Here is a 15,560-nt window from a genome sequence, read left to right on the forward strand (position 1 = left end):
TTGCCGATGAACGAGATGCCCAGCTTTTCCACGGAAGTTGTCCAAGCTTCGCGCGTACTGCGTATAACGTCACCTTTGGGCAAGGATGTTCTGCTGCCCGAACGCGCGCGGATCAGCGAAGGCGTTAACCGGCTCTTCGAGATCGAGATCGCGGTGCGCTCCAAACAGACGATCAAGCCCGAGGAGTTGATCGGTCACCTCGTTGGTGTCGAAGTCGACATTGGCCAGGACGAAGACAAGGAAGAGTCAATCTACAGGCCCTTCAGTGGTATCGTGACCGAACTGCACGAAGGACCGGCAGTAACACGCAGCCTTCGCTCCTATCATATCATCCTCAGACCCAGTCTCTGGCTGCTGTCACAGACGCGGGATTCGAGGATCTGGATGGATCAAACCAGTCTCGATGTGCTCGATACCCTACTGCAGGAGCATGGCCTCAAGCATGCGGATAGTTCCGCCGTGATCAATCCACTGCCCCCTATCCATTACTCAACCCAGTTCAATGAAAGCGATTTCAACTATCTGATGCGCCGTCTCGAACAGGATGGATTGCATTGGTGGTTCAGCTTTGACGATGGAGCGCACACGCTGCATGTGGCGGATCATGCCTCGGGTTGGCTGAAACCGTCGGCTGCAGCAAGGGGCGAGAGTCGAGTGCGGCTTGCCCAGGGAAGCTCGGATCACAATCATATCCGCGAATGGTCGCGGCGCTTTGCCTATGTGCCAGGTGTCAGGACAGGCGCGGACTGGAACTACAAGACGTTTGGCACCATTCCGCGCAGCACGACACCGACTCTGGTCGACCTGCCCGACAATCACAAGCGCGAAATATTCGAGTGGCCGGCTCAAGCGATAACCAATGAGGAAGTAGAACGCGTTGAGAAGCTGCGGATGCAGGCAACCGAGGCCGATCACGAGCGGGTCACCGGCACATCGAACGTGCGAACGCTTGAAGCAGGACGACGCTTCCAGCCCTATGATGCGGCCAATCCCGACGCGAAATACGAAGAGCACGTCATTATTGCCGCCGAGCACCTGATCGTGGACCGCTCCTACGAAACGAGCGACTCGGAACCGGAATACCGTAATAGCTTCGAGGCGATCCCCTCGCGCGTACCGCTCACTCCGCACCGTACGACACGCAAACAGCGCATCGAGGGAACACAAATTGCGGTTGTGGCTGGCCCTGCGGGGGAGGAAATCCACGTTGACCCTGATGGTTGCGTGAAGCTCTGGTTCCCCTGGCAAAGAGACCGCGCCAAAAAGGACGGGACCGACACCAAATGGATCAGGGTTGCACAGAACTGGGCCGGAGGCGGTTGGGGTGGACAGATAATCCCGAGAATCGCGATGGAAGTTCTGGTGACCTTCCTCGATGGCGATCCGGATAGGCCATTGATCACAGGAATCGTGCCCAATCCGACGAACAAGGTGCCCTACGAGCTTCCTGCCAACAAGACCAAGAGTGTGTTCCGGACCAACACACATAAGGGCACAGGTTTCAACGAGTTGTCATTTGAAGACGAGCGCGACAGGGAAGAAATCTATCTTCACGCACAGAAGGATCACACACTTCATATCGAGAACAATCGTTCGAAGCGCGTCGACAACAACCAGTCGGAATCTGTCGGACACAACAAATCGATCGAAGTCGGCAACAACCATCACGAGGTGATTGGCGGCAACATGACGCTGATGGTCGGGCCGAATATACTGCAAAAAGCGGTGACGGGCGCCTTCAAGGCGCTGACCGACAAGATTTCCGGGCTCGCCAACAAGCTGGGTGTTCCCGACATCGCTAATATGGGTGAAGGCAATCTGGTCATCGGCGTCGGCAAAAACAAAGCCGAGACTGTCATGGTATCATCGACGGAGATTGTGGGAGCAGTGAAGACCGTGACTGTTGGCGGCGGCTATCAAGTCACGGTTGGCGGCATCGAAAACAAGTCGGTGCTGATGGGCGCGTACGAGGAAGTCGGTCAGAACAAAACCGTCGTCGTTGGCAAAGTCTTCGAGATCGTCTGCGGCAAGACCAAGATCACGCTCAACGAGGAGGGAACGATCGAGATCGAGGCGGCAAAGGGCATCAAGCTCAAATCGGATAAGATCGACCTGAATTAGGGTACTCAGATGCGGCTCTACAAGAACGGAGAATTTGTTGAGAACGAAGCATCGCGGCGGTCACTCCGCGACCAGTCTCGCGACCAGTTCTTTGCCGCGCTCGGGGTCGAAAGAACCAAGGACCCGTTTGCTTGCGATCCCGATCCCGGCGCGCAGTTGGCGTTGGTCAAGACGCTTATCGACGAGACGCTGTCGGTGCACAATGTCGACCGCTCCGCCTTGCTTGCCGTGCAATCGCTGGTCACAACGAGCGCGCTTGGGATTCCTTCTGGCCAACTCATCCCGGGAGTTCTCGGCCGCCCCGCTTACCAGGGCACAACCGTTGCCTCGTACCTGCAGCGCCACTTCCGTTTCCCTGGGAGCCAATGACGATGGGAGGGGCTACCGCACCCGACGTTCAGGATTTTGATCAGTATATCGGCGACAATCAATGCGTTCAGCATGCCATGGACACGGCTGGACAATACGCGGCGATGGTTCACTTTCTCGGCGTTCTAGCCGGGGTGTATGGGAGTCAGGCCCAGGAGGAAGCGGCCGAGAAGGTCAAGGCAGCGGTTTCAGACTTGATCGAGACAGCGTCCAGTTCCCTCTCCAAGGCGAACGACATGGCCAATGACGCCGCCCTTGGCTGGGGCGGTGCCCTGATGGATGGTTATTTCGCTGTTGGCGAGTGGTTTCTGCGTCATGGCAGCATCAACGGCGATGAAATGGCCGACGACGTCGCCAAGACACGGCAGACGCTCGGTCCACAACAGCGCGCGGCGGCGCGTGAACGCTTCAAGCGGGACTGGAATGCGTTATGGGCCGACATCAAAAGCTGGGCGGCCGAGACCTACGCCAAAATCAAGGAGATGTGTCTGAATGGCCAGTGGAAACAGGCACTGTGCAAGTTCGGCATCGACCTGGCCTTTGCGATCCTTGAAAACGTGGTGATTGCGGCGGTTGCTGCTGTCACTGCCGGCGCTGCGGCCGTCGCCGCCAAGGTTGGTTTCGTTGCCATCAAGCGTGGACAGAAATTTGCTGTCTCGCTGATACGCAAGGATCGCGGTGGACGCAGCCATGCACTCGGTGAAGTCAGCCCATCGGAGTTCAATGATGCGGAAAAGCGCATTCTCGGCTCGGACAATCAGGGCACGACGGTTCGCGATCCCGACGCAGGCCCGGCGGAGTTGGACGACGCTGGCAACGCCAAACAGCAGCGTGGCAAGGACAGAAACACGACGGGCCGGGATGGAGAAAAGTACTACACGGACAAATATGGCGGCCGCTCGCTGCAAAATGGCTCTGGGCACGGTATTGACCACCTCGATGATAAAGGTGTTGGAAACGGTATCACCTTCAACGAAATAAAGACCTCCACGGTGGGCGATTATCGGTTGCGTGGTGATGAACTCCTTGGCGGTGACGAGTTTGTGAGGTCTCGTCTGGGGCAGATGAGCGGCGGCGACAGGGCGTACAGCTCAATGAGCGATAGCGATACGCGATACGCACGGCAACTGCTAAGGAGGCTCGAAGCTGGTGAATCCGTCACCTACCAGAAGGTGAAGCTGAAGAAGAACCCTGACGGCTCGATCACCGAGGAAGGTGTGGAATCTTGGGAGCGCAATGAAGACGCCTATCGTCGCTGGCGCGAACAGGAAGACAAAAAGAAGCAACGACGAGCGGCACGGAAGACCGCCCGGCCGGACACTGCCGCTAACCCGTCGACCGGGCCACCGTCTGAGTAACGTGCCCCTAAAGCCGCCCGTATGTTATAACCTTTGGACTGAATCACGATGATCGAGCGCGACATGATGAAGACCTTCCAGAAAAACCTCGCGGATCAGCAGAAATTTGCGCGTGGGTGGGTGACCAAGAATATCAACAACGAATTGTACGAGGGTGCCCATGCCGACATTCTGACGCCGTTCTTAGAAGATGACCAAACTCAAAAGAAACTGGTTCCAAGCGCTCTTCGTGATATTGCGACGTGGCACATGAGGCATGCAATGGATACGAACGTGAACGAGAAGCTATTCCCGGATGAGCGGCTGTCGCTCGGCGGGCTCTACACGTTTTGGTATCAGGAATGCGCCCACGCTATCATGGAGTCCGATGACCCGGCTGGTTATCGTCTGAGCTACCGCGACTTCATCCCGGTCTGCACCATGCTGGCGCTCGGCTGGCCCAATCACGCCGTTCGCATGGCCGAAACCCTGTTCGACCGCTGGGATGTGCAGAAAGACGGCAACGGCGCGGTGCCGTGGGAGACCTTTGGCGAATACATGCCCTGGATGGCGATCAAGCTTTACAAGGCCTGGCGGGACAGCGACGAGGTGTACGAATACGAACCGGAAATCGATCAGTTGGAGGGTTTCGCACCGATGCTGGAGAAGCTGTTTGATCCGAGCGCCAGAATGTTCGGCGATGCCCTGGCCAAAGCCGCCGATTTCCATGTCAAGGGGTGCGGCTTTGATGACTATGACGTGGTGAAGACTGAGGACTACTGGTTCTTCCCTGTCGAGCTTCTGGCTGCCTGCCGCATTCGCCAATTGCGGGGCCTGGACGTGATCGACGTCTCTCACCCACTGTTCGACGCGACACCGCTGGGCAGACTGCATGATCCTGTGCCGATTCCCCGCGATGAAACGCTCAGTAAGGTTCTGCCGCTGTTTGCCAAGGCCATCGGCGGAAATCTCGATCTGCGCGTGTGAGAGCGGACCCGCCCGTTGATGCAGTGATATGAAGATGCCGAGACCATCGACAATATCCCTGCTGAAATACGGAGCCCGTGCTTAGTCGAAAGCAAAGTCACCGCTACTTCTGCCGTCAGTTCGCCTGTCTCATTATAGATATCGTTGAGACTTGTCGCCGCCATCCGCGCCCGCGATTGGGAAAGTTGCCAGTCTCGCGATTACACCTTTGGTCATCGAAAGCTGGGTAATACTCCCGACTACGGAATTGCGCCCCCATCTCGGGGGAATGAGAGGAATGCAGATGCCCTCAACCATCTGAGCTTTTGTGACACAGCGTCAGACCGTTTACCGCAATGGTATCTTGCATCACATAACCCCACCAAACCACGTTAATTGTTGATCTCCGGGGCATGTTGATGAAAGCGGTTGTCAAAATCGCTCGGTAGAAGCGGCGCCCGCCCGCTCTTCCAGCCGCCGGTTGCTCCTACCGCGCCTATTGGCGTATCAAAACCGCCGAACCAAGGCATCTCAGTCTTCCTCGGGCAACACATAGGTAGTGGACCGTCTTCTTTGCTCTCAAACAACTCCTCCGCCCACTGTCTGGTGACTTGTTGCAGGATGTATTTGAAATTGAAAATCACTTGCAGCTATCATGTCGGACAGCGCCGCCTGACAACGGTGGATGAAGACGAGAAGTAATGGACCCGTTCCAAGCAAGCTCCCTTAGACTTCCCCTCGCCGCAATTGCGCTGTCGGCGACAGTTGCCTTGGCGTTGGTGGCCCCCGAGGCGGGGGCACAGGTGGAACCCATTCCGTCTGGCGCGGATGCTACACAGGTCAATTTATCACCTGTCGGCGTGTACGAAATGCCATCACCACTGGTGTCCAAATTGCGCGTGACGGAGCTATCTGGTCGCCCGAATGAATACCGTGTGGAAGTATATGCCGGTGGCGATCCACGCGACGGCTCCGGTGTCGCGGCTCATTGCCTAACTGTTGCTGAAGGTCGTTTGGTGGGCAATCGCATTGATGGGCGGCTGCTGATCGAGAAAGATCTTGGTGGGTCAGGAAATGCCAATCTGACATCGGCGCCGCGATTGGTTCTCACTTTCCAAGGAAATGCAGTGCATCTGGAAGGTGATTTCAACCACTGCCCGATGCGCGCCGCAATCGCTGGCACATACCGCCGGACGCAGGGCCCCAATCGGTTCTAATAGGATCAGCCGGTTTTAGCCGCCTCGCATTGCTGCCACACTTCCTTTAAGTCATATATGCATACCTTCATGGGTGGGCAGTGGTGGCAGGGGGCGTGGGCCGAGATCGCAGCGCAATGAAATCACAGTGAACGCTCACCATTCCGAAGCTATCTCCGGGTTCATTTCTGTTATGCCGACAAACGCCGCGGGTTGTGCTGATCGTTGCCAGCCGTGCATTTTGCATAATTATCTGGCAGTAGCTCTCAGGCCGCTCATCAGCAACTGGCTTATAGCGAACTCCCCTCGCCTCGCCTTCTGCGTCAGCGACCGCAAATAGCCGCCGGCACATGTAATTTCACTGGAGCGTTGCAGAATCCATGCGATGACGGCGGATAGACATTCGGTGCCCATGATTTGCCTGGCGTCGCTGTAGGCCGATTGCGCAATGCCAAGGCACCGGGAGACGATCTGTGTTGCATCGATAAGGTCACGCCATGAGCTTACGCCACTCGGTGAATAATCGCGAATATCCGGACAGGCCCTGAGAACGACGTCAAGCGGGACTGTGGCATGAGTTGATATGGGTTTTGGTTTCTCCAAAAGAACATTGGATGACGGAAGTGGCTCCGTAAAATCATTCATTTTTGAATTTTTAGATTTAATATGGGATTCAGGCAAGGATTCAATATGCTGCCGCTCATTCTGAGCATCATTGCCGCTCAATTCTTGCGCATCAGCCAATGTTTTCAATAAGTTATCGACATCTGCACGCAGACGGGCCAATTCACCCAGAATTGCCTGGAGTTCAGCCTGTGATGCACGCCGTGGAATAGCGTCGACGATTGCGCGCAGGCGCTTGTGAACGGGCGTCCACTGCCCGGAGGTGTCTTCGACAAGAGCAGCGTCGATAAGCTGGCCTAAGTCCCTCCTCTGCAAGCTAACCTGTTCACGCGTTCGTTTCAAAAGCAATGCATCTGCCTGGACTGTCTCTGCAGCTCTTGCAATCTCTTTGGCGCGTTCAAGCAATGGTTCAAAGGAAAAGCCAAAGGCCTCCTCGACCACCCCTGCCCTGTTCTTATAGGAATATCGTTTGCCGTTCGGACTATCACGACGTGCAATAAGGCCGGCATCCACCAGGGACGCTAGGTGCCGTCTCAACGTCGACTCCGGCATTCCATGGGCCCGCAGCGCCAGCTGACGGTTCGATGGAAACACGACGAGCCCGTTCTTCTCGCAAATCTCGTTCTCGGGATAGAATGACAGAAGAGAACTCAACACCGCCAGACAGCGGTCATTGATGCGGAATACGGACTTGGCGATACAGAGCTGCTTATAGACGATCCATCGATCGACCGCGTTACTCTTTTCTTTGCTCTCTTGTGATGATGACGCCCGCAATTGCGCAAACGACATCTTTCGCCCGCGAAAGGCGGACGTGATAGTCTCTATAGCTTGCATTTCCCCTTACCTTCTGTAAGGCAAAAGAAATCCGCTCACCAAACGGCGCCAAAGACTCTTGACAGTGATTCGTGGAAATGCGATTCTCAGTCTGCTAGAACTTCGAGAAGGGCTTCCATGATGGCAACGTTTTGGGGGCCTTTTTCTTTTGCGATTTAGTCTCCTGCTGGTCCAGTTTTCGATTGCTCAAACTCATCATACAAACGGTCCAGACGACTTGAAAGCCAGTCGCTGAACGGTTTGGCGTTTTCATTTCCTAGTTCGATAGCGACTTTCTTGGCCTTCTGGTTCATCGTTAGGATGACGGAAGAGTCCTTGGATCTCCAGGACTTAGCGGGAGAGGCGGTTAAACGCTCCTTCCTAGCCGATTTTCTCTTGATGCTGGCAGCGGCAAGGACGCGGCTGAAGCGTTCGTCGCTGTCCAGGCTGCCAAATTCTTCGGAAGCCAACACCTCCGCAATTTGGGTTGATTTGCGCTCGGCAAGAAGGCTCAGCTCAACCCAGCGTTCACGCCCTACTCCAGGCGCGGCGCCGATCCGGTAAATCAGATCTTGAGAAATGCGCGTGGTAACCGATACCATCTTGGACACCGCTGCCGCATTCGCGGCGAGCGCTGAAGAAATTGTTTCTCGGTCATATCCAAGCTTTTCGAGATTGCTGGCGAAAAGTGCTTTCTCAATAAAACTAAGATTGGCTCGAGCCGAGTTTTCCTGACCTTGCGCGATGACGTGAGTTTTGTCGTCTAGCGCCTTTACAACAGCTCGTACCTTCCGGTGAAGCTCGCGAGCAACTCTAACGCGCCGATGCCCGAAGACAATCATATAACGGCCATCGAAATCAGGGTGTGGGCGAACAAGGATAGGGCTATCCTGACCGCGCTCTTTGATCGCCTGCAGGAGCTCTTGGTAATCTTCATCATTTGAGCCAAGGCGATCTGAGACGAAGGAGCCGTCAATGACATCCGGGTCGATTTCGATGACCTGTTCGCCTTCGAGAAAAGCATCAGCCTGACGGGCAAGCTCGTTAACCGATCGGATCATCGACTTGGAAGCACCGCCTATCCGGTAATTAGCCTCCACCGGCTCATCGGTTGTGTCGGCAAGTCCCGCAAGCAGATTTTTTCTGGCCATTTCAATCTCCGCAATAGTCTATCGCACTGGAATTGCGTGTAAAAAGGTGCATTTTGTCAGCGGACAATTCACCTGCCCCAAGCTCCGTGGATCAGCCCTTCAATCTCGCTATTCACGGCGTTTAAGGATTCGATTGCGCGCTCATAAGTGGATCGGGTCATGGCATTCTTTTCTATCTCGTAAAGGGTTTGCTTTGTGATGCCGGCATCAGAAACCGCCGTCGACTTCACCATCTGGTTCTTGAGGATGAACTCGCCGAACAAGGTCTGCAAAAACGCCACCATTTGAGCCTGAGGCTGATCTGTAGGCTCGTATCTCGTCACGAGGTAGCGATACCACTCAAGGTTGACCTCTGCCCCTGCAGCACGGATAGGCTCAAGAATGTTGCCCAACATCAAAAGGAACTGACCCATTGACATGACATCAAGCATTTGAGGATGAATTGTAATCAGAACTGCGGTTGCCGCTGTCAGTGCTGTGATCGTGAGATAGCCGAGCTGGGGAGGGCAATCGATGACGACAATATCGTAGGAACTGTCAACTTCCTCGAGTGCCTTTGAAATGCGAGTGAAGAAAGACTTGCCGGCATTCGAATTCCGGTCGCTCATGGCCAGCGGCGTGTCGTACTCAAACTCTTGAAGCTCCAGGTTTGCCGGTATGATATCGAGACCAGGAATATTCGTTTTCTGGATGATCTCGGAGATACGCTTTCGCTCGTCATCGTACCGTATCGCGTCATAGATTGACGGAACTTGATCAAGTTCAGGCTGGAAGCCGTGAAGCGAAGAAAGAGATGCTTGCGGATCAAGATCCACGGCCAGAACACGATGCCCGGTAAGCGCGAGGTACTGCGCGAGGTGAGCTGTCGTTGTCGTCTTGCCGCTACCGCCCTTGAAGTTGACGACAGCTATGATCTGCAGATGTTCTCCAGCCTTCCTGTACGGCACGTAGTTGCGCGTTTCTGAGCGGCCATATTGATCCAGATACTGACGCAACTCTTGCATCTGCTCAGCGGTGTATGACCTGCGACCAGACGACGATGTCTCAGGGGCTGGCCCCTTGCCTTCCAGATGCAGCTTCTTAAGGTGACTCTGACTGACGCCGATATATTGTGATGCTTCGGCGAGCGAGAATGAACGAAGTGTCTTCTTACCGGTATCTGGAAAATTCTGCAGGCTAAGCAGATGCAGCTTCTTCGAGATCTGATCGCCCTGTTCGAGGATCTGCTCTTCAAACTTCAGCCTTGCGTTCGGCTTTCTAACCGAGATCTCGTTCATTGCCCAGTGACTTCCATAATAACGATTTTAGGGCAATCCGGCCCGATGAACCGTTATTATGTCCGATTCTCTATGATCCGCAAGAACTTTAAGGTTAACGAAAGGTTAACGGACGACTCGCTGATTTTCGCACGATGTAACCAGTATCGTGCTGACTTTCCATGGTTTTCTACAGTTTTTGTCAGCGGACAAAAATGTATCCGGCGATGAACGCTAACCGCCGCCTGCAGACCATCACACGATCAGTCGCGCGGCGCGGCCCTGGGGGCGTTCGGCGCTGTTGTAATAGCGCGCCGCCTGGTTGACGGAGCGGTGCTGCGACTGCTGCATGGCCTCGGGCAGGGGGACGCCGCTGCGGGCGGCGGCGGTGAGATAGCCGGAACGCAGGCCATGGGCGCTGAGCAGTGTCGGATCGAGACCGGCCTGGGCGATGCGGGTCTTGAGGATGAGATTGGCCGCCGCCGGATTGAGCGCCCGGGGCTTGATGTTGCCCCATTGGTCGATGCCGCGGAACACGGCGCCGTCGCGGATGCCGGCGCGCGCGATGCTCTGAGCGCGGTGACCGGCGCGCCGACGACAAAGGCGCAGGCATCGTCGCCGGCCACGGTGGTCTTGGTGCGGCCGAGCACGATCTTCAGGCCGGGCAGGGGAGGGGCGTTACCGTCCTTGCCGCTGGCGGCGAGGGGCGGTTGTTCGACCAACTGGTCAGCCGCCGCTGCACCGTCGCCGGCGCATGCCGCCCGTCGGCGCGCAACAGGCCCTGACGGCGCAGCTCGACCGCAACCGTATCCGGCATGCCATGCGCCGCATCGGTCTCGCGCCGGGCCGGGTCCCACAGATGCTGGGCGACGAATTTGATCAGCAGCGCTTCCGGCGCCGGCCAGGGCAGGGGGGCGCCGGTTGCCGCCAGCGACCAGGCTTCGAGATAGCCAAGGTCGGAGGCCAGTGCCTTCAGCGAGTTGGCACCGATGCCGGCTTGGACCAGAAGGCGCAGGGTGTCGATGTCGTCGTCGCTCAGGATGCCGGCGAGCCGATCGCGCCGGTGCAGCGGCAGCACGGCGGCCAGCGTGTCGAGTGCTGCGGCGCGCGCCACGACGCCGGGCGAAGGATCAGGGCTCATGGTCGATCGGTCCGAAGAGGCTGACTCCTTCCGCCCGGGCGGCCTCGGCCAGGCGGCGGACGAGCGTGGCCAGCGGCAGCTGCTCCATAAGCGCCAGGGCATGATCGGCCGCGTCATGGGCGCTGAGGCGATAGTAGCGGGACAGCCGGACCACCTCGGCCTCGTCGCCAGCGCCGACGAGCGTCAAGGGCAGCCCGCGCAAACGCGCCAGCGCCGAATGGATCAGGTCGGCGGAAATCCGGCCATGCCGCTCGGCGTTCAAAGGATAGTGCGGATCTCGTGGCGCAGCAGATCCGGCGCCCGGGTATCCTCGTCGGGCAGGCGGGCGACCTGATCGTTGCCGCGGGGGATGATGAAGTCCTCGCCGGCCCCGACCCGCGCCAGCAGTTCGGACAGATGGGTCTTGGCTTCTGCGACCTTGACGGTGACGGTCATGCGGGAGCTCCTTGCGCCAACAGGCAGACGCGCGGCAACGCGGTTGCTATTGTGCCGGAGACTAGCGGCCATGCCCAGGCATGGCCAACCCATGGACCATCTCACAGGCGATAAGAGGTACTTATCGCAGGTGATAACACCACCAGGCAGGCGTCAGTGCAACGGAAGCAAAGGCCGAGATAGTTTCTAGTCATCTTAAGTATTAACCATCATTTCAAGGGGTCGCGGTATCGCAAACCACCCGTCTCACCCGGAGCGACGGCGAATTCGTGCATCTCGAAGATCTCGTCTCCCCGATGCCACGCGTGACATCCGCATACCGCCCACGAGTTCACCATCGTCCGGGACGTTTTGCGCACCCGCCTGCGCATCGCAGGGCAGGCACCAGACTGGGCGCTGTCCACAGACGGCGTCCGAACGTTGCGACAGACATCCGAGATCACGTCGGTCGGTGGGACCGAGGTGGGCACAGCCGGTGTCGTTCGCCCCCGAGGCCCCGATCGATCCGGAAGGGAATGGCGACGATGGTGATGATGCGGAAAATCTACCGGGCGTCGACTATGCCGCGATCGATGCGGTGCTGGCCCGACAGCTTCGGCGTGTTTGCAGGGCTCTCCATTCCGCTTGGCGACAATATAATGGCGAGCACTGGGATCGAGAACGGCCCCGATGGTTTGAATGTCGTTGCGGACGTTGCGAAGTCGGAACAGCGGGAGCATGGCAGCATAGGCTGGCGAGCACGCACCTCCGAAGGCAAGGTTGATAACCGAGAAGCGTCGGTGAGCTACCGCTCGCGCTTTGCAAGACTGGAAGCTGGAGTGCAGCAATATGACGGCGACGTGCGGGCTACGGCGCAAATCGATGGCGCTATCGCAGTTGCCGGAGGAAGCGTATTCGCCACGAACCGGATTGATGATGCCTTCGCTGTGGTGGATGTGGGTACTCCCGGAGTGGAAGTCCAGCAGCAGAACCGGCCAGTCGGCAAGACGAACGACAGCGGCCGGATACTCATACCAGATCTCAATTCTTACGAGCCGAATACTGTTTCCATTGATCCTAAGAACCTTCCCGTCGATGCCGATGTTCCGGCGACGAAGGAAGTCATCGTCCCCGCTGACCGTAGCGGCGTGGTGGTTAAATTTGGCGTGTCAGACGCTCCAAAAGCCGCACTGGTCACAATCAAGGACAAGGAAGGGTTGCCCTTTCAGGCTGGCGTCCATGGTGTCTTGCAAGGCTCTGGTGAAGAGTTCGTCGTTGGCTATGACGGCCAGGCCTACATTCGCAATCTCGGATCGCAGAACACCGTCGAGATATCGCTAAACGACGGCAGCAAGTGTCTTGCCGAGTTCCCCTATGAGCAGCAGTCGGGGAAACAGGTCGTGATCGACGATGTAAGATGCCAGTAAAGCAAGGAAAGAACATGACCCGCTTCATCTATCTTCTGCTCTTGCTGTTGTTACCCTCGCTCGCGTTCGCTCAGACCTGCAGTTTCAGCACATCGAGCATGAATTTTGGCGCGGTGGATACGCTGTCAGGGAGCCAAGTCAATTCGACGGCGACGATCAGTGTCAATTGCACGGGGTTGGTCTTGCAAAGGATATTGCTCTGTCCCAACCTTGCAGCTGGTAGCGGAGGATCATCATCGGCAGCCGCACGGCAAATGGTAAGCGGTGCCAACACGCTCAACTACCAGCTATACGCTGACTCAAGCCGAAGCATCATTTGGGGCTCACACAGCTGGCCATATCCCGCACGATCTCCCGCCTATGCCCTTACTTTGAGCGCCCTGGGCTGCGGCTCAGGAACCATCACCGTTTATGGTGCCGTACTGGGGAGCCAGCCGACAGCAATTCCTGGCACATATTTGTCCACGTTCTCGGGCGCAAACACGCCCTTCAGGTATTCGTTAGGTAACGATTGCACGTCTTCGGCCGGAAGGACGGCCACCATTAATTTCAATGTGAACGCGAGCGTGGCCGCAAACTGTCTGGTATCAGTTCAGAACATCGATTTCGGCCCGAGGGGCATCCTGAGTTCGAATGTCGATTCTACCGGATCAGTCACGGCAAGATGCACGCCGGGCGCGACCTATACGATCTCTCTGAACGGTGGTACGGCCAACGCTCCACCGACTGCTCGCAAAATGTCCAAGGGCGCAGAAAGCGTGACCTACGGCCTCTACAAGAACGCTGCACGCGACCAGCCTTGGGGCGATACCACGACACCAGGAAGCACAGTGGCGGGAACCGGCAATGGCGCAGCCCAAGTCTATACGGTTTACGGGCGGGTTCCTCCACAACCCACTCCGTCGTCCGGGGTCTACAGCGACACCGTGGTGGTCACCTTGACCTATTGATGACCAGTTATCGGCGAGCGCTCGCCTATCCCAGTGGTCCGGGGTATCCCGATTTCAACTATGCGGCCAGGTGATGATTACCTGTACGCCTTCACCCAATTGTGGGGCCGGCGATTTCAATACGAGACGACCGTTCATCTGACCGATCAACTCCGAGGCGATGGAGAGTCCAAGCCCGGTGCCTTCCGCATTGGTCTTGCCGCGCTTGAACCGGCTCTGAACGCTCACCAGTTCATCGGCATCCAGTACCCGACCGTGGTTGGATATCTGGATTTCGCCATCGGGGCGAAGCTCGACATATACCGGCTTTTCGGCATCTCCATGTATCAACGCGTTCTCGATAAGGTTTCTTATTGCTATGGCAAAAGCATCCTCGTTTATTTTCAGATGTACCTTCATGACAGCCGAATTTTCGTAGCGAAGGCGCTTGTTTGTGCGCGCGGAGCGCTGGAGCTCTTCCACGATCAAACTCAACAGCTGCCCCATATCAACCGAGTTGGACGATAGGCCGATACGCGCATCAACCCGCGCCAATTGCATGAGTTTCTCAACGAGGCGGATCAGTTTCTGTAAAGAGCCCTCCACTGTGCCAGCGCTCCGGCCAAGGGAGTGCGGAGTTCATGAGCGCTGTTGGACGTGAACGCTCGCTCTGCTTCCATCGCCGCCCTTATGCGATCGAGCAACCGGTTTACTGACTCTAGAATAGGCGTCAATTCGTCGGGCAGCGCTGCCAGTTCGATTGGCTGAAGATTGCCGCCATCTTTACTTGCGATCGTCTCAAAAAGTGGTTTGTCTACCATATCCACAGGTTTTGCAACGGGCCGAAAGTGTAGTAAGATCAGTTGGTTATAAAGATAGGAGTTTAAGCCGCCAGAGTTCAAGAATCGCGCTAGGTGCAGTATAGGTGCAGAGAGCGAGGGCTAGAATCGGCGGCAAATGTGCGGGTGTGGTGGAATTGGTAGACGCGCTGGATTCAAAATCCAGTTCCGAAAGGAGTGCCGGTTCGACCCCGGCCACCCGCACCATCCTTTGTTAGACCTTCAAAGTCCTGGCATAACTGAGCGAAGAGCGATGCCGCTCGGCCGCCTTCCGCAATAAGCCAGGCGAACGCCAGCGGCGCATCTGGCTGAGCGCCAACAGGGTCCGCGCGAGCTGCGCTTTAGGCCGGCAGGAGCCCATTGGTCTGATAGCTTTCGATCAATGCGTCGAACATCGAAATGTCCGAACGGCTTCGCGCCATGAGCTGAGCCCCGGCGACCGCTGCAAAGATCGCGCGTGCCTGGGCGTCGCTGTTTTCGGCGCGCGCAGCGCCGGCCGCGACAAGCGCCCTGCTGATCCAGGCCACATTGATCTCGGCGAAGGTCTGAACCTCTGCCGTTACCTCCTGAGGAAGATCATCATATTCGGCCGACATGAAGCTGCAGAGGCAGAGCCGATTGTCGCTCTCGAGCGACCGTCGGAAGATTCCTGGATACTCCCGGAGCGCGCCGATCGCGTCCACCGAGTTGTCGAGCAAGGTGTCGAGCTCGCTTTTGGTATCTTCCCAATAACGCCGCGCAACCGCTGCACCGAGGCCGGCCTTGCTGGGAAAGTGATGATAGATGCTCGCCGCCTTGATCCCGACCTGGGCTGCGAGATCGCGGAAGTTCAGCCCGCTGTAGCCATGTGACTGAGCGATCTGCCTGGCGGCCGCCAGGATCGCTTCCTTTGAATTCGTCATCATCTCCGCGCCTCAGTTTCAGCGGCCGTCGCCCTACCAAGCGTTAGATAGGGGTTGACGGGCGAAAAATAA

13 protein-coding genes, 1 tRNA gene and 4 pseudogenes are annotated in these 15,560 nt (G+C 57.0%); 9 read left to right on the plus strand and 9 right to left on the minus strand.

From position 1 onward, the window contains the following. The first annotated feature begins 6 nt into the window (after nucleotides 1–6). From OSJ75_RS10090 to OSJ75_RS10105, 4 genes are read left to right on the plus strand one after another with little or no spacing between them, the layout of a single operon-like run. A complete protein-coding gene (locus tag OSJ75_RS10090; protein WP_267227849.1) occupies nucleotides 7–2,121 on the plus strand; it encodes a type VI secretion system Vgr family protein in 2,115 nt (704 codons plus the stop codon). A 9-nt stretch (nucleotides 2,122–2,130) separates the two neighbouring features. Then, nucleotides 2,131–2,490 carry a hypothetical protein gene (locus OSJ75_RS10095; RefSeq protein WP_267227850.1) on the plus strand — a complete coding sequence of 120 codons (360 nt, stop codon included), beginning with the start codon at nucleotides 2,131–2,133 and terminating at the stop codon, nucleotides 2,488–2,490. Between the two features lie 2 nt (nucleotides 2,491–2,492). Beyond that, a complete protein-coding gene (locus OSJ75_RS10100; RefSeq protein WP_267227851.1) occupies nucleotides 2,493–3,848 on the plus strand; it encodes a hypothetical protein in 1,356 nt (451 codons plus the stop codon). A gap of 48 nt (nucleotides 3,849–3,896) precedes the next feature. Beyond that, nucleotides 3,897–4,814 (plus strand): hypothetical protein, encoded by a 918-nt coding sequence (locus tag OSJ75_RS10105; protein WP_267227852.1) that lies wholly within the window; start codon nucleotides 3,897–3,899, stop codon nucleotides 4,812–4,814. 371 nt (nucleotides 4,815–5,185) lie between these two features. Here the strand turns inward: OSJ75_RS10105 and OSJ75_RS10110 are convergent, their stop codons facing one another. Further along, a complete protein-coding gene (locus OSJ75_RS10110; protein ID WP_267227853.1) occupies nucleotides 5,186–5,437 on the minus strand; it encodes a hypothetical protein in 252 nt (83 codons plus the stop codon). A 57-nt stretch (nucleotides 5,438–5,494) separates the two neighbouring features. Here OSJ75_RS10110 and OSJ75_RS10115 point away from each other — a divergent pair, with 57 nt between their 5' ends. Continuing rightward, the gene (locus tag OSJ75_RS10115; RefSeq protein WP_267227854.1) at nucleotides 5,495–6,010 is read left to right on the plus strand and encodes a hypothetical protein; all 516 of its coding nucleotides are present in this window, start codon (nucleotides 5,495–5,497) and stop codon (nucleotides 6,008–6,010) included. A 228-nt stretch (nucleotides 6,011–6,238) separates the two neighbouring features. Here the strand turns inward: OSJ75_RS10115 and repC are convergent, their stop codons facing one another. The 6 genes and pseudogenes from repC to OSJ75_RS10145 all read right to left on the minus strand — a co-directional run. Next, on the minus strand, nucleotides 6,239–7,450 hold the full coding sequence (gene repC / locus OSJ75_RS10120) for a plasmid replication protein RepC (RefSeq protein WP_267227855.1): 1,212 nt from the start codon (nucleotides 7,448–7,450) through the stop codon (nucleotides 6,239–6,241). A gap of 155 nt (nucleotides 7,451–7,605) precedes the next feature. After that, nucleotides 7,606–8,580 (minus strand): plasmid partitioning protein RepB, encoded by a 975-nt coding sequence (repB, locus tag OSJ75_RS10125; RefSeq protein ID WP_267227856.1) that lies wholly within the window; start codon nucleotides 8,578–8,580, stop codon nucleotides 7,606–7,608. A gap of 68 nt (nucleotides 8,581–8,648) precedes the next feature. Continuing rightward, entirely contained in the window at nucleotides 8,649–9,857 is a 1,209-nt protein-coding gene (repA, locus tag OSJ75_RS10130) for a plasmid partitioning protein RepA (RefSeq protein ID WP_267227857.1), read from the minus strand. 234 nt (nucleotides 9,858–10,091) lie between these two features. Continuing rightward, a pseudogene (locus OSJ75_RS10135) lies at nucleotides 10,092–10,977 on the minus strand (integrase). Then, nucleotides 10,967–11,239: a hypothetical protein gene (locus OSJ75_RS10140; protein WP_267227858.1), complete on the minus strand. Its 273-nt coding sequence runs from the start codon at nucleotides 11,237–11,239 to the stop codon at nucleotides 10,967–10,969. The pseudogene OSJ75_RS10135 and the gene OSJ75_RS10140 overlap by 11 nt, the downstream one beginning before the upstream one ends. 56 nt (nucleotides 11,240–11,295) lie before the next feature. Next, a pseudogene (locus tag OSJ75_RS10145) lies at nucleotides 11,296–11,412 on the minus strand (type II toxin-antitoxin system Phd/YefM family antitoxin); the annotation flags it as partial. 257 nt (nucleotides 11,413–11,669) lie between these two features. Between OSJ75_RS10145 and OSJ75_RS10150 the strand changes: the two are divergent. From OSJ75_RS10150 to OSJ75_RS10160, 3 genes and pseudogenes are all read left to right on the plus strand, one after another. Further along, nucleotides 11,670–12,025, plus strand: a pseudogene (locus OSJ75_RS10150) (hypothetical protein); the annotation flags it as partial. Continuing rightward, nucleotides 12,003–12,818, plus strand: a pseudogene (locus OSJ75_RS10155) (fimbria/pilus outer membrane usher protein); the annotation flags it as partial. The pseudogenes OSJ75_RS10150 and OSJ75_RS10155, both read left to right, overlap by 23 nt. Nucleotides 12,819–12,832: 14 nt before the next feature. Next, the gene (locus tag OSJ75_RS10160) at nucleotides 12,833–13,768 is read left to right on the plus strand and encodes a spore coat U domain-containing protein (RefSeq protein WP_267227859.1); all 936 of its coding nucleotides are present in this window, start codon (nucleotides 12,833–12,835) and stop codon (nucleotides 13,766–13,768) included. A 54-nt stretch (nucleotides 13,769–13,822) separates the two neighbouring features. Here the strand turns inward: OSJ75_RS10160 and OSJ75_RS10165 are convergent, their stop codons facing one another. Beyond that, nucleotides 13,823–14,308, minus strand: coding sequence for a sensor histidine kinase (locus OSJ75_RS10165; RefSeq protein ID WP_267227860.1), 486 nt, complete (start codon nucleotides 14,306–14,308; stop codon nucleotides 13,823–13,825). 400 nt (nucleotides 14,309–14,708) lie between these two features. Between OSJ75_RS10165 and OSJ75_RS10170 the strand changes: the two genes are divergently transcribed. Further along, a tRNA-Leu gene (locus OSJ75_RS10170) sits at nucleotides 14,709–14,793 on the plus strand. A 134-nt stretch (nucleotides 14,794–14,927) separates the two neighbouring features. On the opposite strand, the gene OSJ75_RS10175 is transcribed toward OSJ75_RS10170, so the two are convergent. Next, nucleotides 14,928–15,491 (minus strand): TetR/AcrR family transcriptional regulator, encoded by a 564-nt coding sequence (locus tag OSJ75_RS10175; RefSeq protein WP_267227861.1) that lies wholly within the window; start codon nucleotides 15,489–15,491, stop codon nucleotides 14,928–14,930. Nucleotides 15,492–15,560: the final 69 nt, after the last annotated feature.

Source organism: Phyllobacterium sp. 0TCS1.6A (assembly GCF_026420825.1).
Taxonomy (GTDB): Bacteria; Pseudomonadota; Alphaproteobacteria; order Rhizobiales; family Rhizobiaceae; genus Phyllobacterium.

Coding starts and splice junctions, on each gene's coding strand:
- repC (WP_267227855.1), bottom strand. CDS start 7,450: ATGCAAGCTATAGAGACTATCACGTCCGCCTTTCGCGGGCGAAAGATG.
- OSJ75_RS10160 (WP_267227859.1), top strand. CDS start 12,833: ATGACCCGCTTCATCTATCTTCTGCTCTTGCTGTTGTTACCCTCGCTC.
- repB (WP_267227856.1), bottom strand. CDS start 8,580: ATGGCCAGAAAAAATCTGCTTGCGGGACTTGCCGACACAACCGATGAG.
- repA (WP_267227857.1), bottom strand. CDS start 9,857: ATGAACGAGATCTCGGTTAGAAAGCCGAACGCAAGGCTGAAGTTTGAA.
- OSJ75_RS10105 (WP_267227852.1), top strand. CDS start 3,897: ATGATCGAGCGCGACATGATGAAGACCTTCCAGAAAAACCTCGCGGAT.
- OSJ75_RS10175 (WP_267227861.1), bottom strand. CDS start 15,491: ATGATGACGAATTCAAAGGAAGCGATCCTGGCGGCCGCCAGGCAGATC.
- OSJ75_RS10095 (WP_267227850.1), top strand. CDS start 2,131: ATGCGGCTCTACAAGAACGGAGAATTTGTTGAGAACGAAGCATCGCGG.
- OSJ75_RS10090 (WP_267227849.1), top strand. CDS start 7: ATGAACGAGATGCCCAGCTTTTCCACGGAAGTTGTCCAAGCTTCGCGC.
- OSJ75_RS10165 (WP_267227860.1), bottom strand. CDS start 14,308: ATGCAATTGGCGCGGGTTGATGCGCGTATCGGCCTATCGTCCAACTCG.
- OSJ75_RS10100 (WP_267227851.1), top strand. CDS start 2,493: ATGGGAGGGGCTACCGCACCCGACGTTCAGGATTTTGATCAGTATATC.
- OSJ75_RS10115 (WP_267227854.1), top strand. CDS start 5,495: ATGGACCCGTTCCAAGCAAGCTCCCTTAGACTTCCCCTCGCCGCAATT.